This window comes from Proteus faecis (assembly GCF_003144395.1).
Taxonomy (GTDB): Bacteria; Pseudomonadota; Gammaproteobacteria; order Enterobacterales; family Enterobacteriaceae; genus Proteus; species Proteus faecis.
In genome coordinates, this window is sequence record NZ_PENZ01000034.1 from 403,552 (window position 1) to 428,728 (window position 25,177).

Annotated in this window: 28 protein-coding genes; 4 read left to right on the forward strand and 24 right to left on the reverse strand. The window is 36.3% G+C overall.

The genetic code is table 11. From position 1 onward, the window contains the following. Window positions 1-6 precede the first annotated feature (6 nt). The 9 genes from DK858_RS11465 to DK858_RS18075 all read right to left on the reverse strand — a co-directional run bounded on the left by DK858_RS11465 (window position 7) and on the right by DK858_RS18075 (window position 5,774). Window positions 7-687: a terminase large subunit domain-containing protein gene (locus tag DK858_RS11465; protein ID WP_109397517.1), complete on the reverse strand. Its 681-nt coding sequence runs from the start codon at window positions 685-687 to the stop codon at window positions 7-9. 206 nt (window positions 688-893) lie between these two features. After that, window positions 894-3,272 (reverse strand): replication endonuclease, encoded by a 2,379-nt coding sequence (locus DK858_RS11475; RefSeq protein WP_109397519.1) that lies wholly within the window; start codon window positions 3,270-3,272, stop codon window positions 894-896. Further along, window positions 3,272-3,595, reverse strand: coding sequence for a DUF5405 family protein (locus DK858_RS11480; RefSeq protein WP_109397520.1), 324 nt, complete (start codon window positions 3,593-3,595; stop codon window positions 3,272-3,274). Before DK858_RS11480 ends, DK858_RS11475 begins: the two co-directional genes overlap by 1 nt. Continuing rightward, on the reverse strand, window positions 3,595-4,422 hold the full coding sequence (locus DK858_RS11485; RefSeq protein WP_109397521.1) for a DNA adenine methylase: 828 nt from the start codon (window positions 4,420-4,422) through the stop codon (window positions 3,595-3,597). Before DK858_RS11485 ends, DK858_RS11480 begins: the two co-directional genes overlap by 1 nt. Then, window positions 4,422-4,730 (reverse strand): DUF3850 domain-containing protein, encoded by a 309-nt coding sequence (locus DK858_RS11490; protein WP_109397522.1) that lies wholly within the window; start codon window positions 4,728-4,730, stop codon window positions 4,422-4,424. Before DK858_RS11490 ends, DK858_RS11485 begins: the two co-directional genes overlap by 1 nt. A gap of 1 nt (window position 4,731) precedes the next feature. Then, entirely contained in the window at window positions 4,732-4,953 is a 222-nt protein-coding gene (locus DK858_RS11495; protein WP_109397523.1) for a TraR/DksA family transcriptional regulator, read from the reverse strand. Beyond that, window positions 4,946-5,152 carry a DUF2732 family protein gene (locus tag DK858_RS11500; RefSeq protein ID WP_228407300.1) on the reverse strand — a complete coding sequence of 69 codons (207 nt, stop codon included), beginning with the start codon at window positions 5,150-5,152 and terminating at the stop codon, window positions 4,946-4,948. Before DK858_RS11500 ends, DK858_RS11495 begins: the two co-directional genes overlap by 8 nt. 68 nt (window positions 5,153-5,220) lie before the next feature. Then, complete coding sequence (locus tag DK858_RS11505) at window positions 5,221-5,616, reverse strand: DUF5347 family protein (RefSeq protein WP_006536691.1); 396 nt, start codon at window positions 5,614-5,616, stop codon at window positions 5,221-5,223. 8 nt (window positions 5,617-5,624) lie between these two features. Next, window positions 5,625-5,774 carry a hypothetical protein gene (locus DK858_RS18075; protein ID WP_162556670.1) on the reverse strand — a complete coding sequence of 50 codons (150 nt, stop codon included), beginning with the start codon at window positions 5,772-5,774 and terminating at the stop codon, window positions 5,625-5,627. A 106-nt stretch (window positions 5,775-5,880) separates the two neighbouring features. Here DK858_RS18075 and DK858_RS11510 point away from each other — a divergent pair, with 106 nt between their 5' ends. Next, window positions 5,881-6,069: a hypothetical protein gene (locus DK858_RS11510; RefSeq protein WP_036907616.1), complete on the forward strand. Its 189-nt coding sequence runs from the start codon at window positions 5,881-5,883 to the stop codon at window positions 6,067-6,069. Here DK858_RS11510 and DK858_RS11515 read toward each other — a convergent pair. The 3 genes from DK858_RS11515 to DK858_RS11525 are packed head-to-tail and all read right to left on the reverse strand — an operon-like array spanning window position 6,066 to window position 6,774. Next, complete coding sequence (locus DK858_RS11515; protein WP_036907615.1) at window positions 6,066-6,335, reverse strand: hypothetical protein; 270 nt, start codon at window positions 6,333-6,335, stop codon at window positions 6,066-6,068. The genes DK858_RS11510 and DK858_RS11515 overlap by 4 nt on opposite strands. Next, entirely contained in the window at window positions 6,332-6,517 is a 186-nt protein-coding gene (locus DK858_RS11520) for a hypothetical protein (RefSeq protein ID WP_109397525.1), read from the reverse strand. Before DK858_RS11520 ends, DK858_RS11515 begins: the two co-directional genes overlap by 4 nt. Next, window positions 6,514-6,774 (reverse strand): Cox family DNA-binding protein, encoded by a 261-nt coding sequence (locus tag DK858_RS11525; protein WP_109397526.1) that lies wholly within the window; start codon window positions 6,772-6,774, stop codon window positions 6,514-6,516. The genes DK858_RS11520 and DK858_RS11525 overlap by 4 nt, the downstream gene beginning before the upstream one ends. A 101-nt stretch (window positions 6,775-6,875) precedes the next feature. Between DK858_RS11525 and DK858_RS11530 the strand changes: the two genes are divergently transcribed. Continuing rightward, window positions 6,876-7,175, forward strand: a complete 300-nt coding sequence (locus DK858_RS11530; protein ID WP_109397527.1) for a helix-turn-helix transcriptional regulator — start codon at window positions 6,876-6,878, stop codon at window positions 7,173-7,175. A gap of 66 nt (window positions 7,176-7,241) precedes the next feature. Next, window positions 7,242-8,231 (forward strand): phage integrase, encoded by a 990-nt coding sequence (locus DK858_RS11535; RefSeq protein WP_109397528.1) that lies wholly within the window; start codon window positions 7,242-7,244, stop codon window positions 8,229-8,231. Window positions 8,232-8,362: 131 nt separating this feature from the next. On the opposite strand, the gene ahpF is transcribed toward DK858_RS11535, so the two are convergent. The 12 genes from ahpF to DK858_RS11590 form a co-directional block, all read right to left on the reverse strand. Beyond that, entirely contained in the window at window positions 8,363-9,928 is a 1,566-nt protein-coding gene (gene ahpF / locus DK858_RS11540; protein WP_109397529.1) for an alkyl hydroperoxide reductase subunit F, read from the reverse strand. A 69-nt stretch (window positions 9,929-9,997) separates the two neighbouring features. Continuing rightward, on the reverse strand, window positions 9,998-10,561 hold the full coding sequence (gene ahpC, locus DK858_RS11545) for an alkyl hydroperoxide reductase subunit C (RefSeq protein WP_109397530.1): 564 nt from the start codon (window positions 10,559-10,561) through the stop codon (window positions 9,998-10,000). Between the two features lie 268 nt (window positions 10,562-10,829). After that, the gene (locus DK858_RS11550) at window positions 10,830-11,486 is read right to left on the reverse strand and encodes a hypothetical protein (protein ID WP_109397531.1); all 657 of its coding nucleotides are present in this window, start codon (window positions 11,484-11,486) and stop codon (window positions 10,830-10,832) included. A gap of 479 nt (window positions 11,487-11,965) precedes the next feature. Further along, the gene (locus tag DK858_RS11555; RefSeq protein WP_109397532.1) at window positions 11,966-13,489 is read right to left on the reverse strand and encodes a carbohydrate porin; all 1,524 of its coding nucleotides are present in this window, start codon (window positions 13,487-13,489) and stop codon (window positions 11,966-11,968) included. Window positions 13,490-14,122: 633 nt separating this feature from the next. Then, window positions 14,123-14,278, reverse strand: coding sequence for a hypothetical protein (locus tag DK858_RS18160; protein ID WP_194294842.1), 156 nt, complete (start codon window positions 14,276-14,278; stop codon window positions 14,123-14,125). Then, window positions 14,271-15,092: a helix-turn-helix transcriptional regulator gene (locus DK858_RS11560; RefSeq protein WP_109397533.1), complete on the reverse strand. Its 822-nt coding sequence runs from the start codon at window positions 15,090-15,092 to the stop codon at window positions 14,271-14,273. The genes DK858_RS18160 and DK858_RS11560 overlap by 8 nt, the downstream gene beginning before the upstream one ends. 424 nt (window positions 15,093-15,516) lie before the next feature. Continuing rightward, complete coding sequence (locus DK858_RS11565) at window positions 15,517-17,352, reverse strand: tyrosine decarboxylase (RefSeq protein WP_109397534.1); 1,836 nt, start codon at window positions 17,350-17,352, stop codon at window positions 15,517-15,519. A gap of 515 nt (window positions 17,353-17,867) precedes the next feature. Continuing rightward, entirely contained in the window at window positions 17,868-18,890 is a 1,023-nt protein-coding gene (locus DK858_RS11570) for an NAD(P)H-quinone oxidoreductase (RefSeq protein WP_268842929.1), read from the reverse strand. A gap of 129 nt (window positions 18,891-19,019) precedes the next feature. After that, window positions 19,020-19,904: a DUF362 domain-containing protein gene (locus DK858_RS11575; RefSeq protein WP_109397536.1), complete on the reverse strand. Its 885-nt coding sequence runs from the start codon at window positions 19,902-19,904 to the stop codon at window positions 19,020-19,022. A gap of 14 nt (window positions 19,905-19,918) precedes the next feature. Next, a complete protein-coding gene (locus DK858_RS11580; RefSeq protein WP_109397537.1) occupies window positions 19,919-20,791 on the reverse strand; it encodes a dimethyl sulfoxide reductase anchor subunit family protein in 873 nt (290 codons plus the stop codon). Continuing rightward, complete coding sequence (locus DK858_RS11585; protein ID WP_109397538.1) at window positions 20,788-21,417, reverse strand: DMSO/selenate family reductase complex B subunit; 630 nt, start codon at window positions 21,415-21,417, stop codon at window positions 20,788-20,790. The genes DK858_RS11580 and DK858_RS11585 overlap by 4 nt, the downstream gene beginning before the upstream one ends. After that, the gene (locus tag DK858_RS11590) at window positions 21,414-23,804 is read right to left on the reverse strand and encodes a DMSO/selenate family reductase complex A subunit (protein ID WP_109397539.1); all 2,391 of its coding nucleotides are present in this window, start codon (window positions 23,802-23,804) and stop codon (window positions 21,414-21,416) included. The genes DK858_RS11585 and DK858_RS11590 overlap by 4 nt, the downstream gene beginning before the upstream one ends. Window positions 23,805-24,376: 572 nt before the next feature. On the opposite strand from DK858_RS11590, the gene DK858_RS11595 reads away from it, so the two are divergent. Continuing rightward, the gene (locus DK858_RS11595) at window positions 24,377-25,135 is read left to right on the forward strand and encodes an FNR family transcription factor (RefSeq protein WP_036912995.1); all 759 of its coding nucleotides are present in this window, start codon (window positions 24,377-24,379) and stop codon (window positions 25,133-25,135) included. Window positions 25,136-25,177 lie beyond the last annotated feature (42 nt).

Here is a 25,177-nt window from a genome sequence, read left to right on the forward strand (position 1 = left end):
CATAAATCAATTTTTATTAAATTGACACAATATCATTTCATTAAAATAATCATCACCCCTATCATTTCTTATATTTTCCATATTTAAAAAGTTATAACACCCCATATTAATAGATGGAACGACATCCCAATACGTTTCCTCATCAAAAATTTTATGATGTTTAAAATAATCATTATCAGCAATGTGACCATTATCTAACTTTGAACGACTTGAATAAAAAGTCCTTCTCCATTTTTTATTTAAACTCACTGATTTAACTAGACTTACAATGTAAGAAGGGTCTTGAAACCAACTCCATTCTGAAACATAAATGTCACCAATGATATCAACCCATGACTTACGATTCTCAGGTAAAAAATACAATATTGCGCCATTATCTAACTCTATTTTTGTTATAGGATTATTACTTTTTATACCTAAGAAATATTTAACAATCTCCATTTCATTAGAGATAAATTCATCATCTGGCCCACAAATATGGCTTATATATATTTTATTTCTTCCTGTTAAACAGGCATCTAATAACCCCTCTAGAGCAAAGAAATAACTGCTACCTATTTGACGCGCTTTATGTAAATATCTATTTCTTTCAAACCTGTGGTTATACCAACGTGTTTGCCATGGATATAATTTATCTAACTTGCTATATAAACTTACCAATAAATCAGTTGTTACCTTGACTTTCATTTTATCTCTCCTCACTCATACCAATAAATTTTCTATATTTCTCTGCAATAAAAAAATATGATTCAATAAAAATATAAAGAGGCCATAACGTTGAATAATCTATCGCTTCGCCAAAACTATATTTATTGCGATAACTCTTTTTTGATTTAATAGTCCTGTATATAAAAAGAGTTACCGACACCAATAAATAAAACAAAATTAAATATTTAATCATTTATTCCTCTCAATTTATTAACCTTAGCCATTACCCTATCTCGTGTATTTGATATATTCTTTTGCTTCACTTTTTCAAAATTAACTTTTTCTCGTTTCGTTGATGAAATTTGAATCTTCCCGTTCTCAAACCAAATCACTTCATCGCCATAACTCAGGCGCATACCGTTCATCACCATTGACCACATTGTGTCTGGCGGTAAATCCAATCCCATTTTTTCGGCAAAAGCTTTAAACTCAGGTATCAAACGTTCCTGATTTTCACTTAATGACACGGTTGAAATTATTCGCTGATTCTTTTTATGCTCTAAAACCTCACCAAATGATTTATCCCAATCGCTATATTGTGAACGTAGGTCAAAAACATCAGGCTCAGAAATCCCCCATACGGGCGATTTTAAGCCCCTATCGTGTAGGTTTTTAATATCGGGTGAACTGCCCGATCCACAGTTATTGACAGGACTCCGAGGCGCGCTAATCGCGCTTTTTAAAGTCAAAACCCGACCCGTTTCTAACTTACGCTTATGCTCAATTGCCTCAATATCCTGCTTAGATTTGCGGACTAAACGATACTGACGTTCACGCGTTTTTACTAAATCACCGCTTTTCAATGGTGAACATAGCCCAATAACGCGCATCACTTCTTCATCATAAGAATTCGGCTCATCTGCAACAATACGAGCGACTAATAACGTTTGTAGGTTACGCTTAACGTTAGGCCCTCCTTGATGCTCAATATAAGCGGCGAAATCCCCGGCATCGGCAGACGCTCTTACTTTTTCCGCTATATCACCCAACTTATCAGCGATACTCACACCACGAACACGGCGACACTCACGCCATACGCCTTTAGACGGTAAGCCAAACATGTGAAATTGAGGAATACGCCAAGTTGATGCCCACGCGGTAACAGCAGATGCAACCTCGGTTAATAACTCTCCCGATTCGTCATCAACTTCGCCCTCTAACGCATAACCATCAATATTTTTAGAAATGTATTTAGCGAGATAACCCGTCGCACCGCCTTTATTTAAATGCTTTGCTTCAAAACGGTGTTTCTTTGCGCCTCGTTCTTCGCCATCTTCTTCAAGGGCGTACTTACGCATGATCTCAATCGCTGATGCACGTTGAGATTTATCCAGAAACATCATCATGTGCCAATGTGGCGTAGCGTCATGATGAGGTTCAACAACCCTGATCCCATAATAGTTAATGCCTTTGTCTTTAAAGGCTGTGCGAATTTTTGCCCAAACTCTTACTAAATAACGCTGACCATCTTTCGGAGTGTATGCACTGTTATTCCATTTCTCGTTAATGAGAACTTTTTTCTTTTTCTCATCTTTAGAAACGTTAATTTGCTTGGTGGGATGGTATTTTGAAGGGGTGGTTAACGTAATAAATAAACCAATATCGCCCCGTTCTTCTGCAACTTTTTGAATACCTGCGGCTTGCGCCATTAATTCCATACGGCGAATTTTAGGGTTAGCGATACTTGCTAATACTTTTTCCATTAAGTCAAAGCGATCACCCGATTCAACATCTTGAATATCCATCATTTCAAGATAATTCATATTCGCTAAGCGTTGCGCTCTGACTTCACGAACCGCATTTTTACTGGCGTAAGGCGTCTTATCTGAATTCACATCACCAAAGGCAATATGCAAAGACTCACGCCAACGCTGACGATGAGCCTTTAACTTTTTCAGCCACCAATCTTCATTAGTTAACCGACTTAATCCTGATAGCGCATCTTCAGGTGTTAACTTCCATTTTTGCACTTTTCCCCAAAACAATGGCGTTACATGTAAATAGGTAATTAACTGCCCTAATTGATGATAAATAGGGTTAATCACTTTTAGGTTAAGTAACACCTCACGATCACCGTTATTTTCAGCAATTGCCTGATCAGCTAATTCATCGAATAAGTTGTCACACGCATTCGCGAATGACTTCGCCATATGACGCAATATTTTGTCATGCGCATCGGGCAAGCGATTAAAGAACATGGCTTGATCAAAATCTCTATCTAACAAGAATTGACGCTTATCTTTCGCTAAACCATAGCGCGCATTAACAGCTTGCAAACGCTGATAAACGCTTTTATGAAACTTAAACACCAGCCAGTTATGAACTTCTTTAGGTGTTTTCTCTTTTCTAAGATGTTCGATGTATTTAAATAAGCGGGATTTAAGAAAACGAGGCAGTTTTTCAATATCGAATAAAATCGCTTGCCCCTGAGCCAATTGCTCACGGGTAAGCGGTCTTTCATAAACAACAGGCTCGTGCTGTTTCCCATTCCACCAATACGTCCATTGCATATCAGCAGGATAGGAAACAGGAGGCTGAGAAAAATCAATCAAACGGCTAGCCATTACAGCACACCGCCTAAACGTTTCGGATCAATAATTTCAATGGCTGTTTCGCACAGTTTAGCGACGTGAGTCATTATCTCTATCAATTCAGAGATAGACTTAATTTCTGCGCAAATAACACGACTCACATGCGCACCAACAACGCCAGCAGTCACATTTACCGCAGAGTCATACCACGCAATCACTTCACGGCGCACACGACCATCAATAACAGTGACTTCAATTAACCCAAATTGTTTTTTCCAATAAACGATAGCAAAACGGGTGCCGGTAATATGCACCCCATTTTTTGGATCTTGAATATCAACATAGCCCTGTTCCATCAGCATACCTCCGGCAATACGGCGATAATTTCTTTTGCTGATTGGCGATTTCCATTTGCAGAAATAGAACGAGGCGCATCAATCTCGTGAATAATAAAACCGAGGTCGGCATACATCCCTTTTGCATGAATGGAATTAGAGACGGTAATCGGGTTACCTTGTGATTGATTTAATGCCTTTAGCGCTTGAGCTAATTCAATTTGATGAGCGTGAGTAAAATCAGTGTGATGATATTTAGTAAAACATTTCTCATCCCCCATATATGGAGGATCACAATAAACACCATCCCCGAAGTCAACGAGTGATAAAGTATCTTGCCATTCTAAACAGGCGATAATGGCATTAGTAGCTTTTTCAGCAAATTGCCTGATTTCTTCCTCTGGAAAATAAACACGGCCATATGTTCCAAATGGCACGTTAAATTCACCTGAATTGTTATATCGACATAACCCATTAAAGCAATGACGATTTAAATATAGAAATCTTGCTGACTGTATATATTTATCACATTCGCTTTTATCTAATACCTTAATTGAATTAAATAATTTCCTAATAGAAATGTAATCATTTTTATGATTATTTTCTTCCCATGCATAGAACTCTTTACGTGCCATTATTTCAGTATGTTCTACGACATTACGATATAAACTAATTAAATCCTGATTGGCATCAGCAATTAAATATTCTTCATATTCCGTATTCATCATAACCGCACAAGAACCCGCAAACGGCTCAACTAAGCGCTTTGCTTTTGGCAAATACGTAATTAATTTATCCATGATGCGGGCTTTTGAACCCGCCCATTTCAGAATGGTTTTATTAGCCATTATTCATCATCCTCAATAATAGAAAATGAAAGCATTACAAATTTAGGTTTATCGCCTAACTCTGGAATAATAGAATTAATACAGGTGATATCGGTAATAACCGTTCTAATAACATTTCCCGTATATTCGCCATAATGAAAAAGGTGACGGAATTCTCTTGGAGGAATAGCATTAAATTCACGTAAAACTAAAAGATCCCCGACTTGAAAATCTCTATCAGCTCGACAAAATTCGGCTTTTTTCGCTCCAATACGTACTTGATTGAAATATTGATGGTTTATTTTTAATTCATGCGTATATCGTTGCATTTTAAACACTCCGATAATGCTTAGATTTCAATTCATGCACTGTCTGGCAATCCGCACAGCGGGTGCATCCCATTACTGCAATACGGCGCTTTTCGGGTATTTCACGACCGCAATCTTCACATTCAAACGCTGATACACCGACGTAACGCCCTGTTACTGCTTTTATTTGTTTATCAAGCAATAACTGTGATTGTTCGCAGGCTAAATCCATTTCTTTAGACATAATTCCATTCCTGCGCTTGATGTTCGATAGACTCGGCTTCACCTTCTAATAATTGAAATACTTGCGAAGGCTCCATTCGTTCACTTAGTGCTCTTGATGCTAATTTGCGTAAACGGGCAGAAAAAAGAACCGCCCGAGATTTTCTTTCATCTTCTCGAACGGCATTAATTAAATCGGTTACATCACTTTCTTTAGACATAATCAGACCTCTGATAATCAGATATAAAAAGTCCTGACAAATAAATGTCATTTATTTTTTAGGTGTAATTAAATAGGCATTGCTAATTTATTCGGGATTAATGCGCTTAATACTTTTATTTGATGAAGTGCATTAATTATTTTTATTTTATCTTTCCTCTTTAATAATAAATAATCTGTTCCGTTCTTTTCTTTTTCTATCTCAGCAAGATAATAAATCATCTGATATATACGATTATTTTCATTTCTTAAATAATCAAGAAACTCACTAACCTGAATATCATCACTATTTTTATTTAACTTACTTAATAAATCAGCCCTAACTTCTGCTGTTTTATTCATACCACTGACGCGCTCATCAAATGAAAGACCATCATTGCGATAGTGCTTTACAACTTTAGGCTGATAAAAATCATCATTGCCTTGTAGTTGCTCTCTTGCTTGGATAAGCTCCGCGGCATTCATAACAACACCTAGATAGAAACTTTCACAAGAAAAGAAATAATAACAATGGCACATAAAGCCAGTGTTACTTTATCCGCTTTTGAATACTTTTTACTTTTATAAGTAAAAGATTCACTGTTTAATTTATATTTATTTCGTTGCTTGATTAATTCATTCATAAGTTATTTCTCCATTTATATTCGGTTTTTTATCCATGACCGAAAACATGGTGCTGTGCTAATATTGAATCGCCAAAAACAAAACAAGCACAGAAGGAACATAAATATGTCAATCGAGAAAGACACTAAAAACAAACTAACTAATCTTCTTCTTCAAGTAAAAAGCATAAAAGAACCCATTACTTGTGAAGAAGCTCTTGATTTAAGAAATTTAGCATCAGAGCTTTCACGTGAAATTTACAATAAGTTCCATACACAACAAAAAGGTAGCGTTGATATTATTGATTGCTTTTAAAATGAGTTACGTCGATGCAGTGCAATAATTGCATCAAACACAGCTTGTAAATCTCCAATATAAAAAGACGTCATAGTGGGATTAACCTCCCTTATGGCGTTTAATATTGAAAACATTAAAGTCATTCTAGATACTGTGCCTAATGATTTTATTTCTTCTTTTCCTAGCCCATTCTCTTTTTTAGGAAGTGATAACGTATATTTCTTCACTTCTGAAATTAGTATTTCTAATTTTTCATTATCTTCTGATTTAATTAATTGACTCATTGAATGTCACCTTTTAACCCATCAATATATTTAACCGCCTCAGCCATTGCATCAAACTTACCGAATGACTGATCATCTAACCAAACGTGATAACGAGTAACTGGGCTCATTGCTTTTCGTGGCAACTTAATAATCGTAAAACCACGATACATAAAACTATGCTCAGTTATTTGTCGTATCATGATTTCAGCCCTAGCCACACCAACCAACCGTCACGCATCTCTTTTGGTAAAGATTCATAAGCCATCTTTAAACCGTTATTCCATGCAGGCAGATAAACATAGTTTTCGGCTCTACTTGAACCCGGTCTTTTCATTTGAATAATGGGTAACTTTCCTGCTTTGCGCATATCAGAAACGGCGCTAACTGGCTTACCAATTAATTCAGCAAATTTTTCCTCCGTCACGCCATCTGACAGACTTACGATTTTCTCTCTCATCTGCTACCCTCTTATGTCGGGCGCTTTATAGCGCCTTAAGACTCTTTGCTTCCCTGCAAGTAAATATCTAATACTCGATACAATATGGAGAACTCCACATAATGTCAAGATCGCAAGGTGAGAAATTACGATTAATGCGTAACTCCGAACAGATGACAAAAAGGGAACTCGCTGATTTGGTTGGGCTAAATTATGCAACCTACCACGGTTATGAAAGTGACAAATCGAAAATGACGTTTGAATCAGGGGTGAAAATCTTTTCCGCCAAAGTATTCAGGAAATATCGAGACTGGTTTATGTTCGATGAAGTTAATCCCGATGCTGGGCAAATCGCACCGGCACTCGCACACAGTGGGCAAGACAACACGCAATCATCCCACTCAGACAAGAAAATTGGATAACAATACATCAAGCATTTTGCGAATTTATTGATTCGCAAAGCATTTGTTCCATTGGAGGGTTTTCTTATGACAATTAAGAAACTCGAAAATGGTCAATATGAAGTGGACATTAGACCGGCTGGCCGTCACGGAAAACGGATCAGACGACGCTTTGAAAAAAAGCAAGAAGCTATTTTATTTGAACGTTATTCACTGGCTAATCAGCAAACAAAAGATTGGGTAGAAACATCAACCGATATTCGCCCTCTTAGCGATTTAATTGATATTTGGTGGGATGTGTTCGGCAAAAATACACCTTATGGAAGAATGACACACCTAAGGGTGAGACGTATTGCTGAATCACTGAATAATCCCCCTGTTTGCCAATTAACCGATAAGCAATTGGTACTCTATCGTGAGCTTAGACTCGCTTCTGGCGTAAAAGCCTCAACGATAAATAGGGATATCTCAGCACTCAGCGGTATGTTTACGGCGCTTAAAAAAACGGATTTCTTTTTAAGTAAACATCCCGTTCAAGGAATATCACGGTTAAAACAGCAAACGACTGAAATGTCATATCTAACAGATAATGAAATTCAGCAATTATTAGCATTATTGGAAGGTGACAACCTAAAAGTTGCCGTTCTCTGTTTAAGCACAGGCGCCCGCTGGGGTGAAGCCCTCAAGCTAAAACGTGAACATGTGATCCAAAATAAGGTGAGATTTACGTACACCAAAACCAATAAGCCAAGAATTGTGCCAATTTCTCAAGCTGTTGCTGACATGATTTGTACAAAGAAATCAGGATTGCTCTTTACTGAAACGTCTTATCACATGTTTCGTAGAGCAATTAAAAAAGTGAAGCCCAGTATGGCATTAGGTCAGGCAACCCACGCATTGCGCCATACATTCGCCACCCATTTTATGATGAACGGCGGAAGTATTATTACGTTACAACGCATCTTAGGACACACTAATTTGCAACAAACGTTGACCTATGCACACTTTGCGCCAGACTTCTTACAAGATGCCATTCAATATAACCCTTTGAAAGGTAGCACAGAATTACTGGTTTAGAGTGTCCACATATTGTCCACACTTGAACACTTAAGGGCACTTTTTAGCCCTTTTTGATGATTTTGTGTACAAAAAAAGGCATCTTAAAAAAGATGCCTTTCTCTATAACTTATTGATTATATTTGATTTACTTATTTTGCACTGGTGCGAATCAAGTAATCAAAGGCGCTAAGTGAGGCTTTTGCACCTTCACCTGCAGCAATGATGATTTGCTTATAAGGTACTGTTGTACAGTCACCCGCAGCAAATACACCTTTGATATTTGTTTCACCGCGGGCATCAACAACAATTTCGCCCATCTTATTACGCTCAACAGTACCTTCTAACCACTGAGTATTAGGTAATAAACCGATTTGAACGAAAATACCTGCTAATGCAATATCATGCATAGAATTATCGGTACGATCTTTATATTTTAGACCAGTTAACTTAGTGCCATCACCATATACTTCTGTAGTTTGTGCATTTAAGATAACTTCTACATTACTTAAGCTACGTAATTTTTTCTGTAATACCGCATCTGCTCTCATTTCTGGAGCGAATTCTAATACTGTTACGTGTTCAACCAAGCCCGCTAAGTCAATTGCCGCTTCAACACCTGAGTTACCACCACCAATAACAGCAACTCTTTTGCCTTTAAACAGTGGGCCATCACAGTGTGGGCAATAAGTTACACCACGAGTACGGTATTCATTTTCACCGGGAACATTCATATTTCTCCAGCGAGCACCCGTTGCAATAATTAAGCTACGGGTTTTTAAAATCGCGCCTGATGCGGTTTCAATTTGGTGTAATTCCCCTTCTGATGCACCTGGAATTAAGCGACTAACAGTTTGACTATCGATCACATCTACTTGGTAATCATCAACGTGGGCTTTTAATGCACCAGCAAGTTTTGCACCTTCAGTTTTTGGTACTGAGATATAGTTTTCAATATCAACAGTATCAAGAACTTGGCCACCAAAACGTTCACCAATAAGGCCAGTATTCAAACCTTTACGAGCTGAATAAACAGCTGCTGACGCACCAGCAGGACCACTTCCCACAATTAAAACATCAAATGCATCTTTTTGGTTTAACAATTCTGCAGTACGTTTTTCTGCATTGCTGTCTACTTTGTTGACGATTTCAGCTAAGGTCATACGACCCTGACCAAACTCGTTACCATTTAAGAATACAGCAGGAACGCCCATGATGTTACGTTCCTGAATTTCATTTTGGAACATGCCTCCGTCAATCGCAGTATGTGTGATCTTCGGATTTAAAATCGCCATTAAGTTTAATGCCTGAACAACATCAGGGCAGTTATGACAAGAGAGCGAATAATAGGTTTCGAAATGAAACTCACCGTCTAACTGACGAATTTGTTCAAGTAATTCTTGTGCTTCTTTTGATGGATGCCCACCAGTTTGTAGTAATGCTAAAACTAATGAAGTAAATTCATGACCTAATGGCGAACCAGCAAAACGAACACCCGTTTCTTTCCCTGGGTTGGTAATAAGAAAAGATGGTTTACGTACATCGGCGTTATTATCTTCACGGTAAGTGACTTTATCAGATAATGGTTCGATTTCTTTTAATAACGCTTGGATATCAGCAGAATGTTTACTATCGTCTAATGTTGCTACTAGCTCAACTGGCTGGGTTAATCGTTCTAAATAAGCTTTCAATTGAGCTTTTAAATTATTATCTAACATTTTTGCACCCTCAATAAAATCGGGTGCCGAAACACCCGATAAATAACTTTTTAGTGGCTTAATTCTTATTTAGATTTTGCCAACTAAATCCAGTGATGGAGCTAAAGTTGCATCACCTTCTTTCCATTTTGCTGGGCAAACTTCGCCTGGGTGGCTAGCTACATACTGAGCTGCTTTAACTTTACGCAGCAGGTCTGATGCATCACGGCCAATACCTTCAGCAGTAATTTCAATTGCTTGGATGATACCTTGTGGGTCAACAACGAAAGTACCACGGTCTGCAAGACCTTCGTTCTCACGCATGTTTTCGAAGTTACGAGTTAATGCGCCAGTTGGATCGCCAATCATGCCATATTTGATTTTACCGATAGTTTCTGAGCTGCTATGCCATGCTTTATGGGTAAAATGTGTGTCAGTAGAAACTGAATAAATTTCTACACCCAGTTTTTGGAACTCAGCATAATGATCAGCTAAGTCACCTAATTCTGTTGGGCACACAAAAGTGAAGTCTGCAGGGTAAAAGAAGAAAACGCTCCATTTGCCTTCGACGTCCTTTTCAGTCACTTCTACGAATTGACCGTCTTTAAATGCCATGTTTTTGAATGGTTTGATTGGGGTATTAATTAAAGACATTGTATTTCCTCCTGTTTGGTATGGGACTAATGTACCTATTCCATTTTAGAATAGCTAATACATTCCTGCTATCAGTTCAATAGGTTTTACCTAATGAGTTGAAGAAATTGATAGAGGTAGGTTAATGATATGTAGCTATTAAAGCAAGGCACAACAAGTAAAGTACACCTACCTTCTCTCTGTTTAATATCCCTAGCCTCAGTAACAGTAAAATTATAACATAATGAATTATAAATAAATATTAACTCTATTATAGATAAATAAAATACTATTGTGCTAATTTGGCAGGTTTAAGAACAGTATAAGTACATTCAAATGCCGCCTTTTGAATACGATAAACATCTTGACTATCTATTGTGGATTGCACAACAGCATCGCCCGATTGAAAACGTTGCAATTCTCCCCAAGGTGCCTTCATTGCAAATGGAGGTGTAGAATCCGGTACAATAAAGTAATTCATTTCGATACCCTTTGGAGTAAAAGGCTGATAATCACGAGGATAAGACGCTAAATTAATTTCATTTTTCTCTGCGGTGTTGTAGCGTTGAGCAAATTTGGTTTTTCGTACCAATATCTCCTCATTACCTGTTTCTGGACAAATATTTTGTACTACCCAATCTCCTATTTTTGCTGGTTCTGAAATTGTTTCAATCCCTTCACCTTTAATTATAGTTGTGATGATCTCACCTTCTTTCGCGGGTCTTGCTAGAACAGGTTTTGTTTTTATTGCTACACCGGTGATGCCTGCTTGCTGAGCTTGCGTAAAGTAAGCTACGCGCTCCTTTTGTGGTAATTGAGAAAGATCATGTGTAAAACCAAATGAAGGAATTAAAGATAAACTTATTAATAGTGTTTTTGTTCTATTTTTCTTATACTTATAGGTCTTGTCGATATTTAATTTACCGCTTTGTATATAGAAAGGCATTGAATTGTTTCCTGATAAATATCATCTACACTTAATACACTACGTCTGTAAACGTTAAACTGATTATCGCAGGAAATAAAACAATAGCACGAGTAAAATCAGCTACCTAGCTAAAAATTATCAAAAGATCGAGCGATCTCACAACTTAAAAAAGAGAACATGTAATTAAGAAAAAAGATCAAATCGTTAAAGATGTTGCTTCAATCACTCCTATTTAATTAAAAGAAATTACTTATACGAATAGTTTAGTCTGATGACTATTCAATAATAAGAAAATCTGACGAAGCGTTTGAACAAATTTGAGATATTAAAGAGTAATCATGAAAAGCTAGTTAAGGCTTTTTCTTATCTGATGTTTTATATTCCAATAACTATACAAACTATATAAAAATATAAAGACCTCAATTAACTAACAATACTCTGTATCTTGAAGTCTTTATATAAAACCAATCTCTAACTATCTGTAACTAAAAACAGAGTTAAAATAGATATTTAAAGCGGACACGAGCCCCATAACGATCTTTATCACTATTGTGTACATTAATATCATCTTTGCCATCTATATGTGAATAATAAGCCCCTAAATAAGTCTTAAAATTATCCATATCTAAAATATTAGGTAATTCATAAGAAGCAAATACCGTGTTGATATTGTACTTTCCAGGATTAAGCGTTAAATAGGTGTCATTTTGACCACTCGTGGTTTCGATTTTTTGGTAGTAAGCTCTAATATCATTATGAGCGTAAATATAACCAAGTTGAAATTTGCGCCATAACACATTACTACCAATAGAAAAATCATTTTCATCTTTAGCGTCAAGATAAGCAGCACTTAAATTTGCAACAATACCGTTAATAGGATCATCAGCTAAAGTGTCCCATTTTACAGTTAAGCCATAACCTGTACGCCGTGATTGATCTTGGAACTTTCCATTTTCATCATCATAGCCATAAGCTTTGCTTATCACGTTTGCATCTATTGCGCCGGCAATAGTTAAATTGTCTTTCTGCCAAGCAACAACAGGACGCATATAAATAACATTTTTACGGTTATCAAGTTTACGCCCATGATATTCATTGCCTTTAAAAACAGAAGTTCCATCTTCAACTAAAGCATTTAGCTCAAAATACCAGTCATTATAGTGTGTATTAACCATCATACTACCACCATCACTACTACGACCGCGTCCTTCTTTCATCATATAGATATAGCCAAAACCATCACCATATAAATCATTTGCTGTATTGCCTGAATATTCAACAAATGTATCTTGATTTAAAGGAAACATGTCGTAAGCTTCATAACGACCAATTTTATATTGCCATTTATCACGTTGACCAAAGTAAAAAACAGCATCATCTAGATTCATTTTACCGGTCATGTCAGCCATAGGCTGAGCACGAAAACCGGCATAATTACCATTTTTTAATTCTCGTTCACCATCTACACCAATTAAAATACGCCCATTAAGTGACCATTTTTCATTATCATCAAAATCTTTTTGATTACCGGGCATCATTCTCATCGATGTTAGTTGCCCTTTCTTACTAGCAGCATCAATATTATATTCAACGTCACCATATAATTTGAGATCACCCCAATTTGTATTGGTAGAGAAAAAACCTGTACCTTCTTTACTTTTCGTACTAGTAAGCTGAACTGATTGTTTTTGTTTGATTTCATTAAGTTGAGTTTGTGCAATGTCTACTTTTGCTTGAGCCTCATCAGATTGCTTTTCTAATAGCGCAAGACGTTGCTCCATGTTGACGTTTGTAACATTATTTAATGTTTTTTTTTCTTGAGATAAGCTGTTGGAGTTAATTAATTGCTCAAGGCGAGCCGCTTTTTGTTCTGCAGCAGCGGCTCTAGCTTCAGCGGCGGTTGCTCGTTGTTCAAGTGCATTTAACCTTGCTTCAATTGCACTTATATCGGTTTGTGCATTGGCACATAATGGCGTAGTGAGGATTAAACTTATCACAACAGATAATGCTTTAACTTTCATTCGAATATTCCTAAGTTAGCAAATGTTGGCTTAACAGGTACGACAAATACATAGCAATCAATTCTGTTGGTCGATTGCTCTATCTGATGAGCGTATTGTTATAATAATTAGATAATATTTTTATAAATATCAATCAGTTATTCGCATCATTATTTCTATTCTTAATAATAAATAAACCGATACCTTGATAACCTTGACATTATTTATGTTTATTAACTTCTAGCATCATAAGTAAGGTTACGTTTGGACTAAGGTACTTATTCTCGTTTAAGTACTTACAAACGTTTATTATTTTGATTCGGTATTTGATTTATTATTATTTCAAGCATATCTCTGGTTTACGTTTTCAAATTTTATAATGGGTTCACTAAGTTAATTAAAATAATCGCTATTGTGGAACATTTCCACAATCATTTGTGATTTTTTTGAGGTCAGTACAAGAACCTGAGAAAATCAATGTAATAACCCATCAAAAAATGATGCATTACAAATAAATAAAGATAAGGCGTGTTTTATCAGGAATGAGGAGTTTTGATATTTAGAATAATTTTATAAGGTGATAAATGGATAGGAATTGCTTGATAGAGGGGAAAGTAGCAGAGGTTATATTATTATAACCTCTGTCCATCATTATCATATTCTACCAGGTTTACGTAATGCTCTACGAAAGTAAGAAACTGGCATTTTAGGGCAAGTTTGTTCTTTTACTGCTGGATTGTTTTCCAAATCATCTTTATCTATTTCATTATTTCTTCTTGAATTTTGTAGCCGAGTATCTGCTTTATTCATCGTCCCTTTCCTCTGAGATCAATGCCTCATTGATAGCTTCAATTTTCTCAACTGCTTCATTAAGAATAGAAGCAATACGTCCAGCTCTTTCCACAGAGAGCTCTTTTAACACTAATTTATGGCGTAAAACTGCTTTTAATTTACCAACAGCAGATTCAATTTCCTCAGAAACACCACCAGCGTTTTGAGATAAATCTCTTGCATAAGCCAGTTTTCTTTGAATATTGGCATCTATATCTTGATGTTCTGCTAAAAATGCAGCGCCTTCAGATGTAATACTGTAGTTTTTACGACCTTTTTCAGCAATCGTAGCAACTAATAGATCTTGCTCTTCAAGTAGTGTTAACGTTGGATAAATAACACCTGGGCTAGGTACATATAACCCTGAAGAAGCCTCATCTATTTCTCTAATAATTTCATAACCATGACTTGGTTTTTTCGAGATCATGCTAAGTAGCAGAACGCGTAAATCACCATGATCAAACATACGTTTTAACTGGCGACCTTGCCCTTTTCCTCTACCTGCGCATCCACGCCCACGGTGTTTTCCATGTCCATCAGAGCTATGTTCACCATGACAGCACTCACCACGATCTTTATGCCCATGACCATGTTCACCATGACAACACTCGCCACGACCTTCATGTCCATGACTATGTTCACCATGACAACAATGCTCGCCATGATTTTCTTGGTGTCGGTTATGTTTACCTTTACCACTGCAACGCCCTTTTCCGTGCGCATGTCCATGACCGCCATGTTCACCATTTTCAGCACATTGTTGATAAAGTGAGTTCAATGCTCGAATCATCATAAATATTCCCTCATTGTTTTAGATATATCGAATTTATACAGTGCAATATAATCCGATATATCTAAATGATCAAGTTTTAGATATATCTAAATATACATTTAAATCGATTATCTTATTAACAATATGATTTATCTATGATTATATTATTCAAACATAAGCTTAATTATGAATGATTATCATTCTCTAATTTGCTCTTATGTGCTATCGATGAAAATAAAAGAAGATTATTAATCAAGAAGAATAAAAAATAGGCATTTTTAGCTTAAAATGCACACGGAACAAAACAGACATTTAGAATGCAATAAGTGACGGTGTCACTTTTATCTATTAAAAAAAAGCGAAGATAATGAGGTAATAACCCACTACTTCGCTTTTTAACAAAATTTATTTCAATTGTAGAAAATATAACAAAAACGAAATATTGTTACTTGTCTAATGCAGACAAAACTACTTTCTTAATATATTGATATCCTGCTTCAATTTGTTGTTCATCACAGATTTCAGTACTTTTTATAGTAAGCTGTAGCAAGTTTAAGTGTTTGACAGTTTCCCACTCATTGTTATCAAAACCACACTCAGAACAAAACTGCGCGGGTGCATCATCGCTATTGCGAGCACAAAGCGTTAATAAACTTAAATCTTGTTTATGATGACTTTTTATCACCAAGTTTTCATAGATTGTTTTATTAAGATTATTTTGCGCTTCTAAGTCCTTATTTCCTTTCTTTACAATAGCAAAATTTAGTTTATTAAAGTCAGATGCAGATAAAACACGAATATAATAGTGATCAAATTCTTTTTCAAAAGCAGTTGCTTGATTAAAAAACTGCTCAAGCTTGATGCGCGTTTCCCATTGAATTTGTGCATATCTGCCATATCCAGATGAAGTAAAAGGATAGAGTTGATGCACACTCCACATCGATGCTACTGCTGGTGCGGATTGAATACCATCAATTTCAGGAACTTCATCAGCTTGCTCTGGACATAATCTAGGAGGGTTGGTTAAAAAACGACTAATACGCGCATCTTTAATACACACAACACCTGTAGGATATGGTGAAAATCCAGCTTGAAACGGTTCAAAAGAGACTGAATCAGCGAAAGAAAGTTGTGTAATGCTTTCATATATTTCAGGCGTCAATTCGAGTAATGGAGCTTCTTTCTTTAATTTATTACATAAAGTCTGATAAGGGATAAGTTCATAATTATCATCAAGAAATAAGCTTTTCATATAACCAAATTGCGATGCATCAATATGGATGTAAAATGAATTATTGTATTTTTCCTCGCACTCTTTTCTTAATTCAAAAAGTGGTTTTAACTTATCAACACAACCATAAGACGGTGCACCTAATATGCCTATAACGCCGAGAATGGGCTCACCTTGTTCTATCAAACGAAAAACAATACTGCGTGTTTTTTCAATATCGGTTTTAAATGTTTCATCAATCGGCAATGCTATAAGGTTGTCATACCCTAAACCAAGTATATCCATTGCTTTTTTCCAAAACTCAAAACGAGAAACAGGAACAAGCAATTTTCCTAAATGCATTGTTTTTGTCATGCCCGTCCCTCGACATGTTAAATGGCTAACATCATCAAAAATCCCGCGCTCATTGAGTTGTTCGCTTATTGCTAAAATATCCGTAACAGACATATTGAATAACTCAAAGGCTTTTTTATCTGCAACTAAATCGCGTGATTTTGGATGACGAGCGATTGCCATTGGTAATGTTTTTAAATTTCTAAGCGCCCATAATATTTCATAGCAAGCAAGAGTATGGCTTGTTGTGATATGACCAAATGCATCTTCTGATGAGAAACCGATTAATCTACAGAGATCATCTGTAATTTTCTTTTCTTGTTCTTTTAATAAGGGAGAGTGGTTATTAAAAACATTATCCGAATTGTATGCTAACGCAGAAAGATAACCGAATTTCGCCAATTGCATCACTTGAGAATGATGATGGGAAAAATAAGGTTCAATATCAGATTGATTATAATTATTTTGCTGTTTTAAAGTCTCTAAAATACTTTCATAAGCATTATCTACTGCTTTTTTTTCAATAGTGTTACTTTTTATTTTAGCGTCTAAACTCTCGCTATTATTTCTTTTCATTTTATTTGCTTTAGGAAAAGAATACTCACTATCCATTAGTATTTTTGCCATCTCTCGATAATAACATGTGAGAGTATCAATGGTTCGGGTATGGTATACACGCTCTGTAGCACTCAGACAGGTTTGTTTGTAATTTGCCATCATCGCACCTATATATAAATTTTTATTATCTGTTTTAATGAGAATTGTGTTTATTAATCGTCAATAATTAATCTTTATTCAAATGATATACTACATGATGAGTAAGAATCTTCTTTATTTTATTGATATTAGTTAATATTTTTCTAATTTGATTTAATTAAATGACATTTTAATGATAAATGATTTAGCTTTATTTGTTAGTTTCTTTAATTTATTATCAATTTTGATTTAAGTTATATTTCTGTAAATGTGATATTATTTTTGCTAAGGTCGATACTTACATCTACCTTAATGAGAATTAATGAATATTTCTATCGCTTAACAGCTATTAAAAAGAACAGATATTAAATTACTTATCTAAAATAAGAATTTATTTATTTAAATGTTATTCATTTTTTCTTCAATATATAAAAAAACACATGAAATATGAACATGTGTTTTTCGGAATATTCGTTTTTTAGAAAGTAAAATAACTTCTGGTTCTTATATCAAATAAGTTTTAAACACTCTTATTTTTACTCTTTTATGTTATAAGACAAGGTTTCAAGCATCACTTTACCAATCAAATCACCAGACTCCATTAACTCATGTGCTTTTCCCACTTCTTTTAATGGAAAAATAGCATTAATAATTGGTTTGATTTTTCCTTCAGCTATAAACGGCCATACATGCTGTTTTAGTTCTTGCGCTATTTGTGCCTTCTCTTCTATTGAGCGAGATCGCATCGTTGAACCAGTATGAATTAAACGCTTAATCATCATTGGCATCATATTTAAATTTTTAGGCATTCCTTTCATCATACCAACTTGTATAACGCGCCCAAACTTACTGGCAACTTGATAATTTTTTTCTACGTAATCCCCACCAATAATATCAAGAATAACATCAACGCCTTTCCCTTCAGTTAAGATAGGAATTTCCTTAGCAAAATCGGCTTGTTTGTAATTGATGACATAATCAGCCCCAAGATCACGAGCTACAACAGCTTTTTCTTCAGAGCCTACCGTTGTATAGACTGTTGCACCTATTGTGTGAGCAAGCATTATAGCCGTTGATCCAATTCCTGACGTTCCACCATGAATCAGAACAGATTCACCTTGTTTTAACTTACCTAACTGAAATAAATTAGCCCAAACAGTAAAGAAATTTTCAGGTAGTGCAGCTGCTTCAATATCCGTTAAATTCATTGACGGTAATGCAATATCTTCATGAGCAATACAATATTGAGCGTAACCACCTCCAGCAACTAACGCACAAACTCTATCTCCTAGTTGCCATTTAGTGCAACCTTCCCCTAATGCGGCAACTTCGCCAGCAACTTCTAGGCCTGGAATAGGTGAAGCATCTGCTGGTGGAGGATAACTACCTTGGCGTTGAAAAATATCAGGTCGATTAACGCCTGAAGCTTTAACATTGATCAAAAGATAATGTGGGGGAAGTGAAGGTATCGGTGATAGTTGGGGTTTTAATTTATCTATACCACCTGGCTCTGTAATGGCAATTTCTAACATATCTGCAGGTAAGACAGTTGTTTTCATAATAGGCTCCCATTTATTTAATCACTCACGAATTTAATGATAAATAAACAAAATCAACACGCTGTTTCTCATTTTAATAAGGATGGTCGATTATTCAGCAATAAATAACCTAAATGTATTTGAGAGAGATTATAACCAACCTTGCTTCTGATGCTGTATGCAAATCGGGCACAATTTTGCTTCTGGAGTCCAAGATAAAAAGGCTAAACGACATTTTTCACAATGAGCATCATAATAATGGTAGTGTGTGGGTTCATTATTTTTAGCAACTTTTTCATTAATATGAATGGATTTAGGAAAACAAACCACTTCACAACTCATACACCCAGTACAACGTTTTTCATCAAGCGTAAATATATTATTTTCAAGTTCAATCGCACCTTCATCACACACTTTGGCGCAGGCAGAACAAAGAATACAACTGTCTTTATCTAACTGAATTTGAAACCAACTGTCTTCAGGATAAAGTTGTTTTCTTGCATTTAATCCTGTTCTTACTTGATCTTTATTGAGTGGCTTTTCATCTAGTTTTTGACGAAAAAGCATAAAGCGACGCCCACTATCAATATCAGTAGGTTCTGTGATAATTAATTGCCAAATAGGCTCTTGTAATGTTTTTAATTGAAGATTTAAGTTTGCTAAAACAGGAAGCCATTTATCTACTAAAGGCTGTGCTATCTTCATTCCTCTAATTTGATATTGGCGGTGCCACACTAATAATTCTTCGGTGCTTGCTAATGGTTCATCATGATTAACAACAAGGTAATTATCTTGATGTGTTCTTTCGTGAGGTGCGATATTTTCTATCGCATCAACGGGACAGGTAAATAGACAATTACCACATTGAAAACAGAGTTCATTGTCTATTTTTACATCTAAATGAGCGAAAGTGATAGCGCCAACAGGACAAACTTTGGAGCAACTATCACATAGGCTTTGTTTGAGGCGTTTTCTCACACATTTATCATTAATAATCGGTTCAGGCGGAAGATCCACCTTAATAAAACGCCTCATACATCACTACTCCACTACTTAACAATAAAGAATGCAAAACGATTAAGAATTTCTGCAATCAGTATTATTGCGCTACTTGCTAACACCATACGCAATCCTGAAGTAAATACAGCATGGCGATATTTCCATACACTGTATCCCATCATTAAAATACCAAGAACGGACATAAGCCATGCAGATATTCTTAATCCGAATGTTTCATTATACGCAATGATAGGCGTATGAGGGAACGTTATTGCATCATTTGTTGAAATGACTACTGACATCCATTCCAAATAAAAAGGCTGTACAACCATACGTAATGTTACAGCAAGGAAAACAACCACTAATGCACTTATTACAATCCTTTTTGCTAGCTCATCATTCACAAATGCTTTAACACGAAATGCGGTTATTGATAATGCAATAACGGCTCCTACTGTAAATAGTGCACCTATAAACATAAAATAGGTATTTGCGTGCTGCCATGTCAGCATTGATGTGTTGTAATACAGTGATGCCATACAGAATATATCGATAATGCCAATCAAACCAATCATTGCCAGTATGGTTTTATTCATATGCCCTTTTATCAAAATAACTAAGGTATAAAGGCATAGTGCGCCAAGATAAACTGCAGCAAATATAATTTCACGACTTAGCCATGATGACGATATATGGCGTAATGCATGAAAAGCATTCCATGGGTATCCCATGTGTAAAGTTGATGCTAATAATCCTAAGCAACCTAAAATAGCACTCGTTAATAACACCGGGCGCATAGCAACAGTCGCTCTCTGGTTACCAAACTTTTTCTCTAGCCAACAAAAATAAAGTGCGGTAAAAATAGTCACACCCACAGAACTTTGGACAAATAAAGTAAAAGTAACTAATGGCCATTCACTCATGCTTGAACTCCTCCTTTTTTCGTCGCTCCAGTATGAGGTTTGATAACTAAATTCGGATTTGTCATCGTAAAATCTGGTAATCCTTGAACTTGATTCAAATCCCCGTATTTCGCCCTTAGCTCTTTAATTTTGCCAAACTTAATTGCATTTAGCGGACAGGTATCAACACAAATTGGATTTTTGCCTTCAGCTAACAAATCGATACAAAAATCACATTTTGACATCTGCCCAGTTTCTTCATTCATTTGCGGTGCACCGTAAGGACATGACCAAGCACAATACCCACAACCTACACATTTAGAAGTGTCAACGCGCACAATGCCATCGCCTTCACGCTTATGCATAGCAGTAGTCGGGCAGTTTTTCACACAAACAGGTGAATCGCAGTGGTTACAAGATAGAGTTAATGTATAAGCAAAAACATTATTAACTAGACCACCTTGTCCTGTTGGTGCAAAACCACCACCTTTTATTTCATAAATACGGCGAAAACGACGCCCTACTTCTAAATTATTTTTGTCTTTACATGCCACTTGACAAGCTTTACAACCAGAGCAACGAGAGGAATCAATAAAGAAACCAAGTTGTTCATCACTCACTGGCGCATATTCTTTAAAGTCACTCATGCTTTGGTTACCTCAACTAAAACGGTTAAATGCGAGTTGCCATGTGCTAATGGTGTCATTCGTGTAGATGTTAAAACATTAGGACATCCACCATGATCAACACCATTTTCATCGGGCGTCCACCATGCTCCGGCTTGCAATCCAACCACACCAGGGATAATACGTTGTGTTACTAATGCAGGGATTTGAGTTATTCCTCTGTCGTTATAAACACGCACCATATCACCATTTTTGATACCTCTATTTTCAGCATCAATTGGATTTATCCATACTTCTTGACGTTGTACTTCTTGTAACCATGGATTGGCATATTGAGTTGAATTTGCACGATTTTTCCCTTTCCAAGTTAGCATTTGTAATGGATACGTTGCTGTTAACTTATCTTCAGGGCCTTCAATAGCAGGTACATAATGAGATAGGGCCGGAATATCTGGATTATTCATGTCATAAAGACGTTTAGAAAAAATCTCAATTTTTCCTGATGGTGTTGGGAATGGATTGTTTTCAAGATCATTGATATTTTTTTCAAAAGCAATAAACGGTTCATCTTTGAAAAGGTAACGACGTGTTTTTAGCAACTCGTCAAAATTAGGGAAGTCGGGTCTATCTTGGAAACGTTCTTTATTTGTATTAACAAGATAAGCTATCCACTCTTTTTCACTTCGACCTTCAGTAAACGCCTCTTTCACGCCCATTTTTTCTGCTACGTCTGTTATCCACTCATAATCAGAACGGCGTTCAAAAGCAGGCTCAACCACTTTCTCAGATAAAAGGAAATAATTACCCGTTCCCCATGTATTACCAATATTCCAACGTTCTAAAAAACTGGTTTCAGGTAAAACGAGATCGGCATATTTTGCAGACGGAGAAAGATATAAGTCACTAGCAACAATAAATTCAACTTTTGAATCATCAGCTAATAACTTAGCAGCCGCATTAACATCTGGGTTTTGGTTAACTAAATAGTTGCCTGCTAAAGAAAAGATCATTTTGATATTGGTATCGAGTTTATCAACACCTAAAAGACCATCTTCAACACGTATTTGACTTGCATCATCAACCGCTTGCATCCAATTCATAATGGATATTTGGGCTTTAATTGGGTTCTTCCCAATATTAGGACCACGCATAGATTGACGATTACCAATACCACCGTAACCAGCAGCCCATGCCCCTTTTTTGCCTACATTTCCAGTGATTGCGGCTAATAGTGTCGAACCTCGAGCGCTACGTTCACCACATATATGACGTTGAGGTCCCCAACCTTGAATGAGAGCGGCTGGTTTTGTCATGGCATATTCGCGAGCGAGTTGGCGAATAGTATTTGCAGGGACTCGAGTGATTTTTTCTGCCCATTCAGGCGTTTTTTCTATTCCATCTTTTTGACCTGTTAAATATGCCACTAAGGACTCATTAGCAGGAACGCCTTCAGGCATATGCTCTTCATCAAAACCAATAACATATTTGTCAATAAAAGGTTTGTCATGAAGGTTTTCAGTAACAATGACATACATCATTGCATCCATTAAAGCATTATCTGTTGTTGGTAAAAGAGGGATCCATTGATCCGCAAGAGACTGCGCTGTATCTGAATAGCGAGGATCGACCACAATAAACTTAGTACCCTTATTTTTCATTTTCTGAAAATAATGGTTTGTATGACCAAAAATAGTTTCATTAGGGTTATGACCCCATAAAATCACTAATGGTGTATCTTCAAGTGTATCGAGTGAACTGCCTGTTTTGGATATGCCGTAAGTATAAGGGGTCACTTTGACCGTATTCCCTAAACTAACAGAATGATAATAAGGTAAGTATCCACCAGTTAAATTGAAAAGTTTCTTCATCATGGTATCACCAGAGAAGATCCCTCCCGTTACAGCGGTATTGACAGTTAAAAAACGACTTGCTGCACCATACTTTTCAGTTAAACGCAAAATATTATCTGCAATAAGCGTTGTTGCTTCATCCCATGAAATACGTTCAAATTTACCCTCACCACGCTTGCCCACACGTTTCATTGGGTATTTTAGCCTGTCAGCGTGATAAGAAAATTTACGATAACCTCTACCACGCACGCACGCTCTCATAATAGGCATCGATTCATCTAATTCATTATCAGGTCTTGTTGTGATCTGAGTAACAATTCCTTCTTTTATATGGGCTCGTATATCACACTTCCCACCACAGTCAAAAGTACTGCATGTTGCAACAACAGTGGAGGGTTCTCCATTTATTTTTGCAATTGGTAAACTTTCATCTACATTAGCTTGTGCATTTCGTGCGAAAAATGGCACTGTCACTAATGCGGCACTTGATTGAACAAAGTGGCGGCGACTTAACGACATCATCCCTTTGCTTTTCTCATTTTTTTCTATTTTTTTCATTAGTTTATCATTCTCACATAATAACTTTTATCAGTAAAAATGATAGGATATAGAGGTAAACCATCATTGATGCACATCAATACCACTAAAGAGGTAATAGAATGTTTCAATATTCCGCACTTCTTTGCCGATCTCCCACTTTTTATAAAGAAAAGCTAACTCAAGGTAGCATTAAGTTGCATCAAAAATACATTAAGTTGTTTTTCCCTGATTTTTTGTTATAAAAATAAAGAGTTATACATAAAAAAGACAAAGATAAGATAAAGCCGTAAATAAAATGTCAATATAAAGATAGAAAATATTGAAGCGCCTCTTCATTTTTGGCTTTTGGCACGGATAATTTAGTAATAGCACTATGACTTCGTTAGAAAATCGAATAATATACCAATTGAGTATAGGGTTAGCGCAAATTGTTCTAAATAGACCTTTAAGCAAAACATTGTTTTTATCAAGATACATGTTTTGTTACATTCAGAATTATTTCCACACGTACCGTTATTCCCCTTACTAATTACTTCAATATGTGTTAAAATTGACGCATATCAATATTTTTATTTGTAATGAGCAAGCTTATGATCCCAGAAAAACGCGTCGTTCGCCGAATCCAATCTGGCGGTTGTGCAATCCATTGTCAGGATTGCAGTATTAGCCAGCTCTGCATCCCGTTTACTTTAAACGAGCATGAGCTTGATCAACTCGATAATATTATCGAGCGTAAAAAGCCCATCCAGAAAGGTCAAACCTTGTTTAAAGCAGGTGATGAGCTGAAATCACTTTATGCCATACGTTCCGGTACAATTAAAAGTTATACCATTACGGAAGAAGGCGACGAGCAAATAACAGGATTTCATCTTGCTGGTGATTTGGTTGGTTTTGACGCCATTATTAATACTGAACACCCAAGTTTCGCACAAGCTTTAGAAACCTCGATGGTTTGTGAAATTCCATTCGAAACGTTGGATGACCTGTCAGGCAAAATGCCTAACTTACGTCAACAAATGATGCGCCTAATGAGTGGCGAAATCAAAGGTGACCAAGAGATGATCTTACTGTTATCGAAAAAGAATGCAGAAGAACGTCTGGCTGCTTTTATTTATAACCTCTCTCGTCGCTTCGCACAGCGTGGTTTTTCGCCTCGTGAATTCCGTTTAACCATGACTCGTGGTGATATCGGTAATTACTTAGGTTTAACCGTTGAAACGATTAGTCGCTTACTTGGTCGCTTCCAGAAAAGTGGTATGTTAAGCGTTAAAGGCAAATATATTACTATTGAAGATAGTACACTGTTAAGTGAACTTGCAGGCAAACTTCCTTCATCAGTTGAAGTTTAATCTGTTACATTTCACACGCTAATTTTATAACGGGGCACACAA

Excerpts from the sequence above, each read along its gene's own strand:
- DK858_RS11465 (WP_109397517.1), bottom strand. The coding sequence starts at position 687 with ATGAAAGTCAAGGTAACAACTGATTTATTGGTAAGTTTATATAGCAAG.
- DK858_RS11475 (WP_109397519.1), bottom strand. The coding sequence starts at position 3,272 with ATGGCTAGCCGTTTGATTGATTTTTCTCAGCCTCCTGTTTCCTATCCT.
- DK858_RS11480 (WP_109397520.1), bottom strand. The coding sequence starts at position 3,595 with ATGGAACAGGGCTATGTTGATATTCAAGATCCAAAAAATGGGGTGCAT.
- DK858_RS11485 (WP_109397521.1), bottom strand. The coding sequence starts at position 4,422 with ATGGCTAATAAAACCATTCTGAAATGGGCGGGTTCAAAAGCCCGCATC.
- DK858_RS11490 (WP_109397522.1), bottom strand. The coding sequence starts at position 4,730 with ATGCAACGATATACGCATGAATTAAAAATAAACCATCAATATTTCAAT.
- DK858_RS11495 (WP_109397523.1), bottom strand. The coding sequence starts at position 4,953 with ATGTCTAAAGAAATGGATTTAGCCTGCGAACAATCACAGTTATTGCTT.
- DK858_RS11500 (WP_228407300.1), bottom strand. The coding sequence starts at position 5,152 with ATGTCTAAAGAAAGTGATGTAACCGATTTAATTAATGCCGTTCGAGAA.
- DK858_RS11505 (WP_006536691.1), bottom strand. The coding sequence starts at position 5,616 with ATGAATGCCGCGGAGCTTATCCAAGCAAGAGAGCAACTACAAGGCAAT.
- DK858_RS18075 (WP_162556670.1), bottom strand. The coding sequence starts at position 5,774 with ATGAATGAATTAATCAAGCAACGAAATAAATATAAATTAAACAGTGAA.
- DK858_RS11510 (WP_036907616.1), top strand. The coding sequence starts at position 5,881 with ATGTCAATCGAGAAAGACACTAAAAACAAACTAACTAATCTTCTTCTT.
- DK858_RS11515 (WP_036907615.1), bottom strand. The coding sequence starts at position 6,335 with ATGAGTCAATTAATTAAATCAGAAGATAATGAAAAATTAGAAATACTA.
- DK858_RS11520 (WP_109397525.1), bottom strand. The coding sequence starts at position 6,517 with ATGATACGACAAATAACTGAGCATAGTTTTATGTATCGTGGTTTTACG.
- DK858_RS11525 (WP_109397526.1), bottom strand. The coding sequence starts at position 6,774 with ATGAGAGAGAAAATCGTAAGTCTGTCAGATGGCGTGACGGAGGAAAAA.
- DK858_RS11530 (WP_109397527.1), top strand. The coding sequence starts at position 6,876 with ATGTCAAGATCGCAAGGTGAGAAATTACGATTAATGCGTAACTCCGAA.
- DK858_RS11535 (WP_109397528.1), top strand. The coding sequence starts at position 7,242 with ATGACAATTAAGAAACTCGAAAATGGTCAATATGAAGTGGACATTAGA.
- ahpF (WP_109397529.1), bottom strand. The coding sequence starts at position 9,928 with ATGTTAGATAATAATTTAAAAGCTCAATTGAAAGCTTATTTAGAACGA.
- ahpC (WP_109397530.1), bottom strand. The coding sequence starts at position 10,561 with ATGTCTTTAATTAATACCCCAATCAAACCATTCAAAAACATGGCATTT.
- DK858_RS11550 (WP_109397531.1), bottom strand. The coding sequence starts at position 11,486 with ATGCCTTTCTATATACAAAGCGGTAAATTAAATATCGACAAGACCTAT.
- DK858_RS11555 (WP_109397532.1), bottom strand. The coding sequence starts at position 13,489 with ATGAAAGTTAAAGCATTATCTGTTGTGATAAGTTTAATCCTCACTACG.
- DK858_RS18160 (WP_194294842.1), bottom strand. The coding sequence starts at position 14,278 with ATGAATAAAGCAGATACTCGGCTACAAAATTCAAGAAGAAATAATGAA.
- DK858_RS11560 (WP_109397533.1), bottom strand. The coding sequence starts at position 15,092 with ATGATGATTCGAGCATTGAACTCACTTTATCAACAATGTGCTGAAAAT.
- DK858_RS11565 (WP_109397534.1), bottom strand. The coding sequence starts at position 17,352 with ATGGCAAATTACAAACAAACCTGTCTGAGTGCTACAGAGCGTGTATAC.
- DK858_RS11570 (WP_268842929.1), bottom strand. The coding sequence starts at position 18,890 with ATGAAAACAACTGTCTTACCTGCAGATATGTTAGAAATTGCCATTACA.
- DK858_RS11575 (WP_109397536.1), bottom strand. The coding sequence starts at position 19,904 with ATGAGGCGTTTTATTAAGGTGGATCTTCCGCCTGAACCGATTATTAAT.
- DK858_RS11580 (WP_109397537.1), bottom strand. The coding sequence starts at position 20,791 with ATGAGTGAATGGCCATTAGTTACTTTTACTTTATTTGTCCAAAGTTCT.
- DK858_RS11585 (WP_109397538.1), bottom strand. The coding sequence starts at position 21,417 with ATGAGTGACTTTAAAGAATATGCGCCAGTGAGTGATGAACAACTTGGT.
- DK858_RS11590 (WP_109397539.1), bottom strand. The coding sequence starts at position 23,804 with ATGAAAAAAATAGAAAAAAATGAGAAAAGCAAAGGGATGATGTCGTTA.
- DK858_RS11595 (WP_036912995.1), top strand. The coding sequence starts at position 24,377 with ATGATCCCAGAAAAACGCGTCGTTCGCCGAATCCAATCTGGCGGTTGT.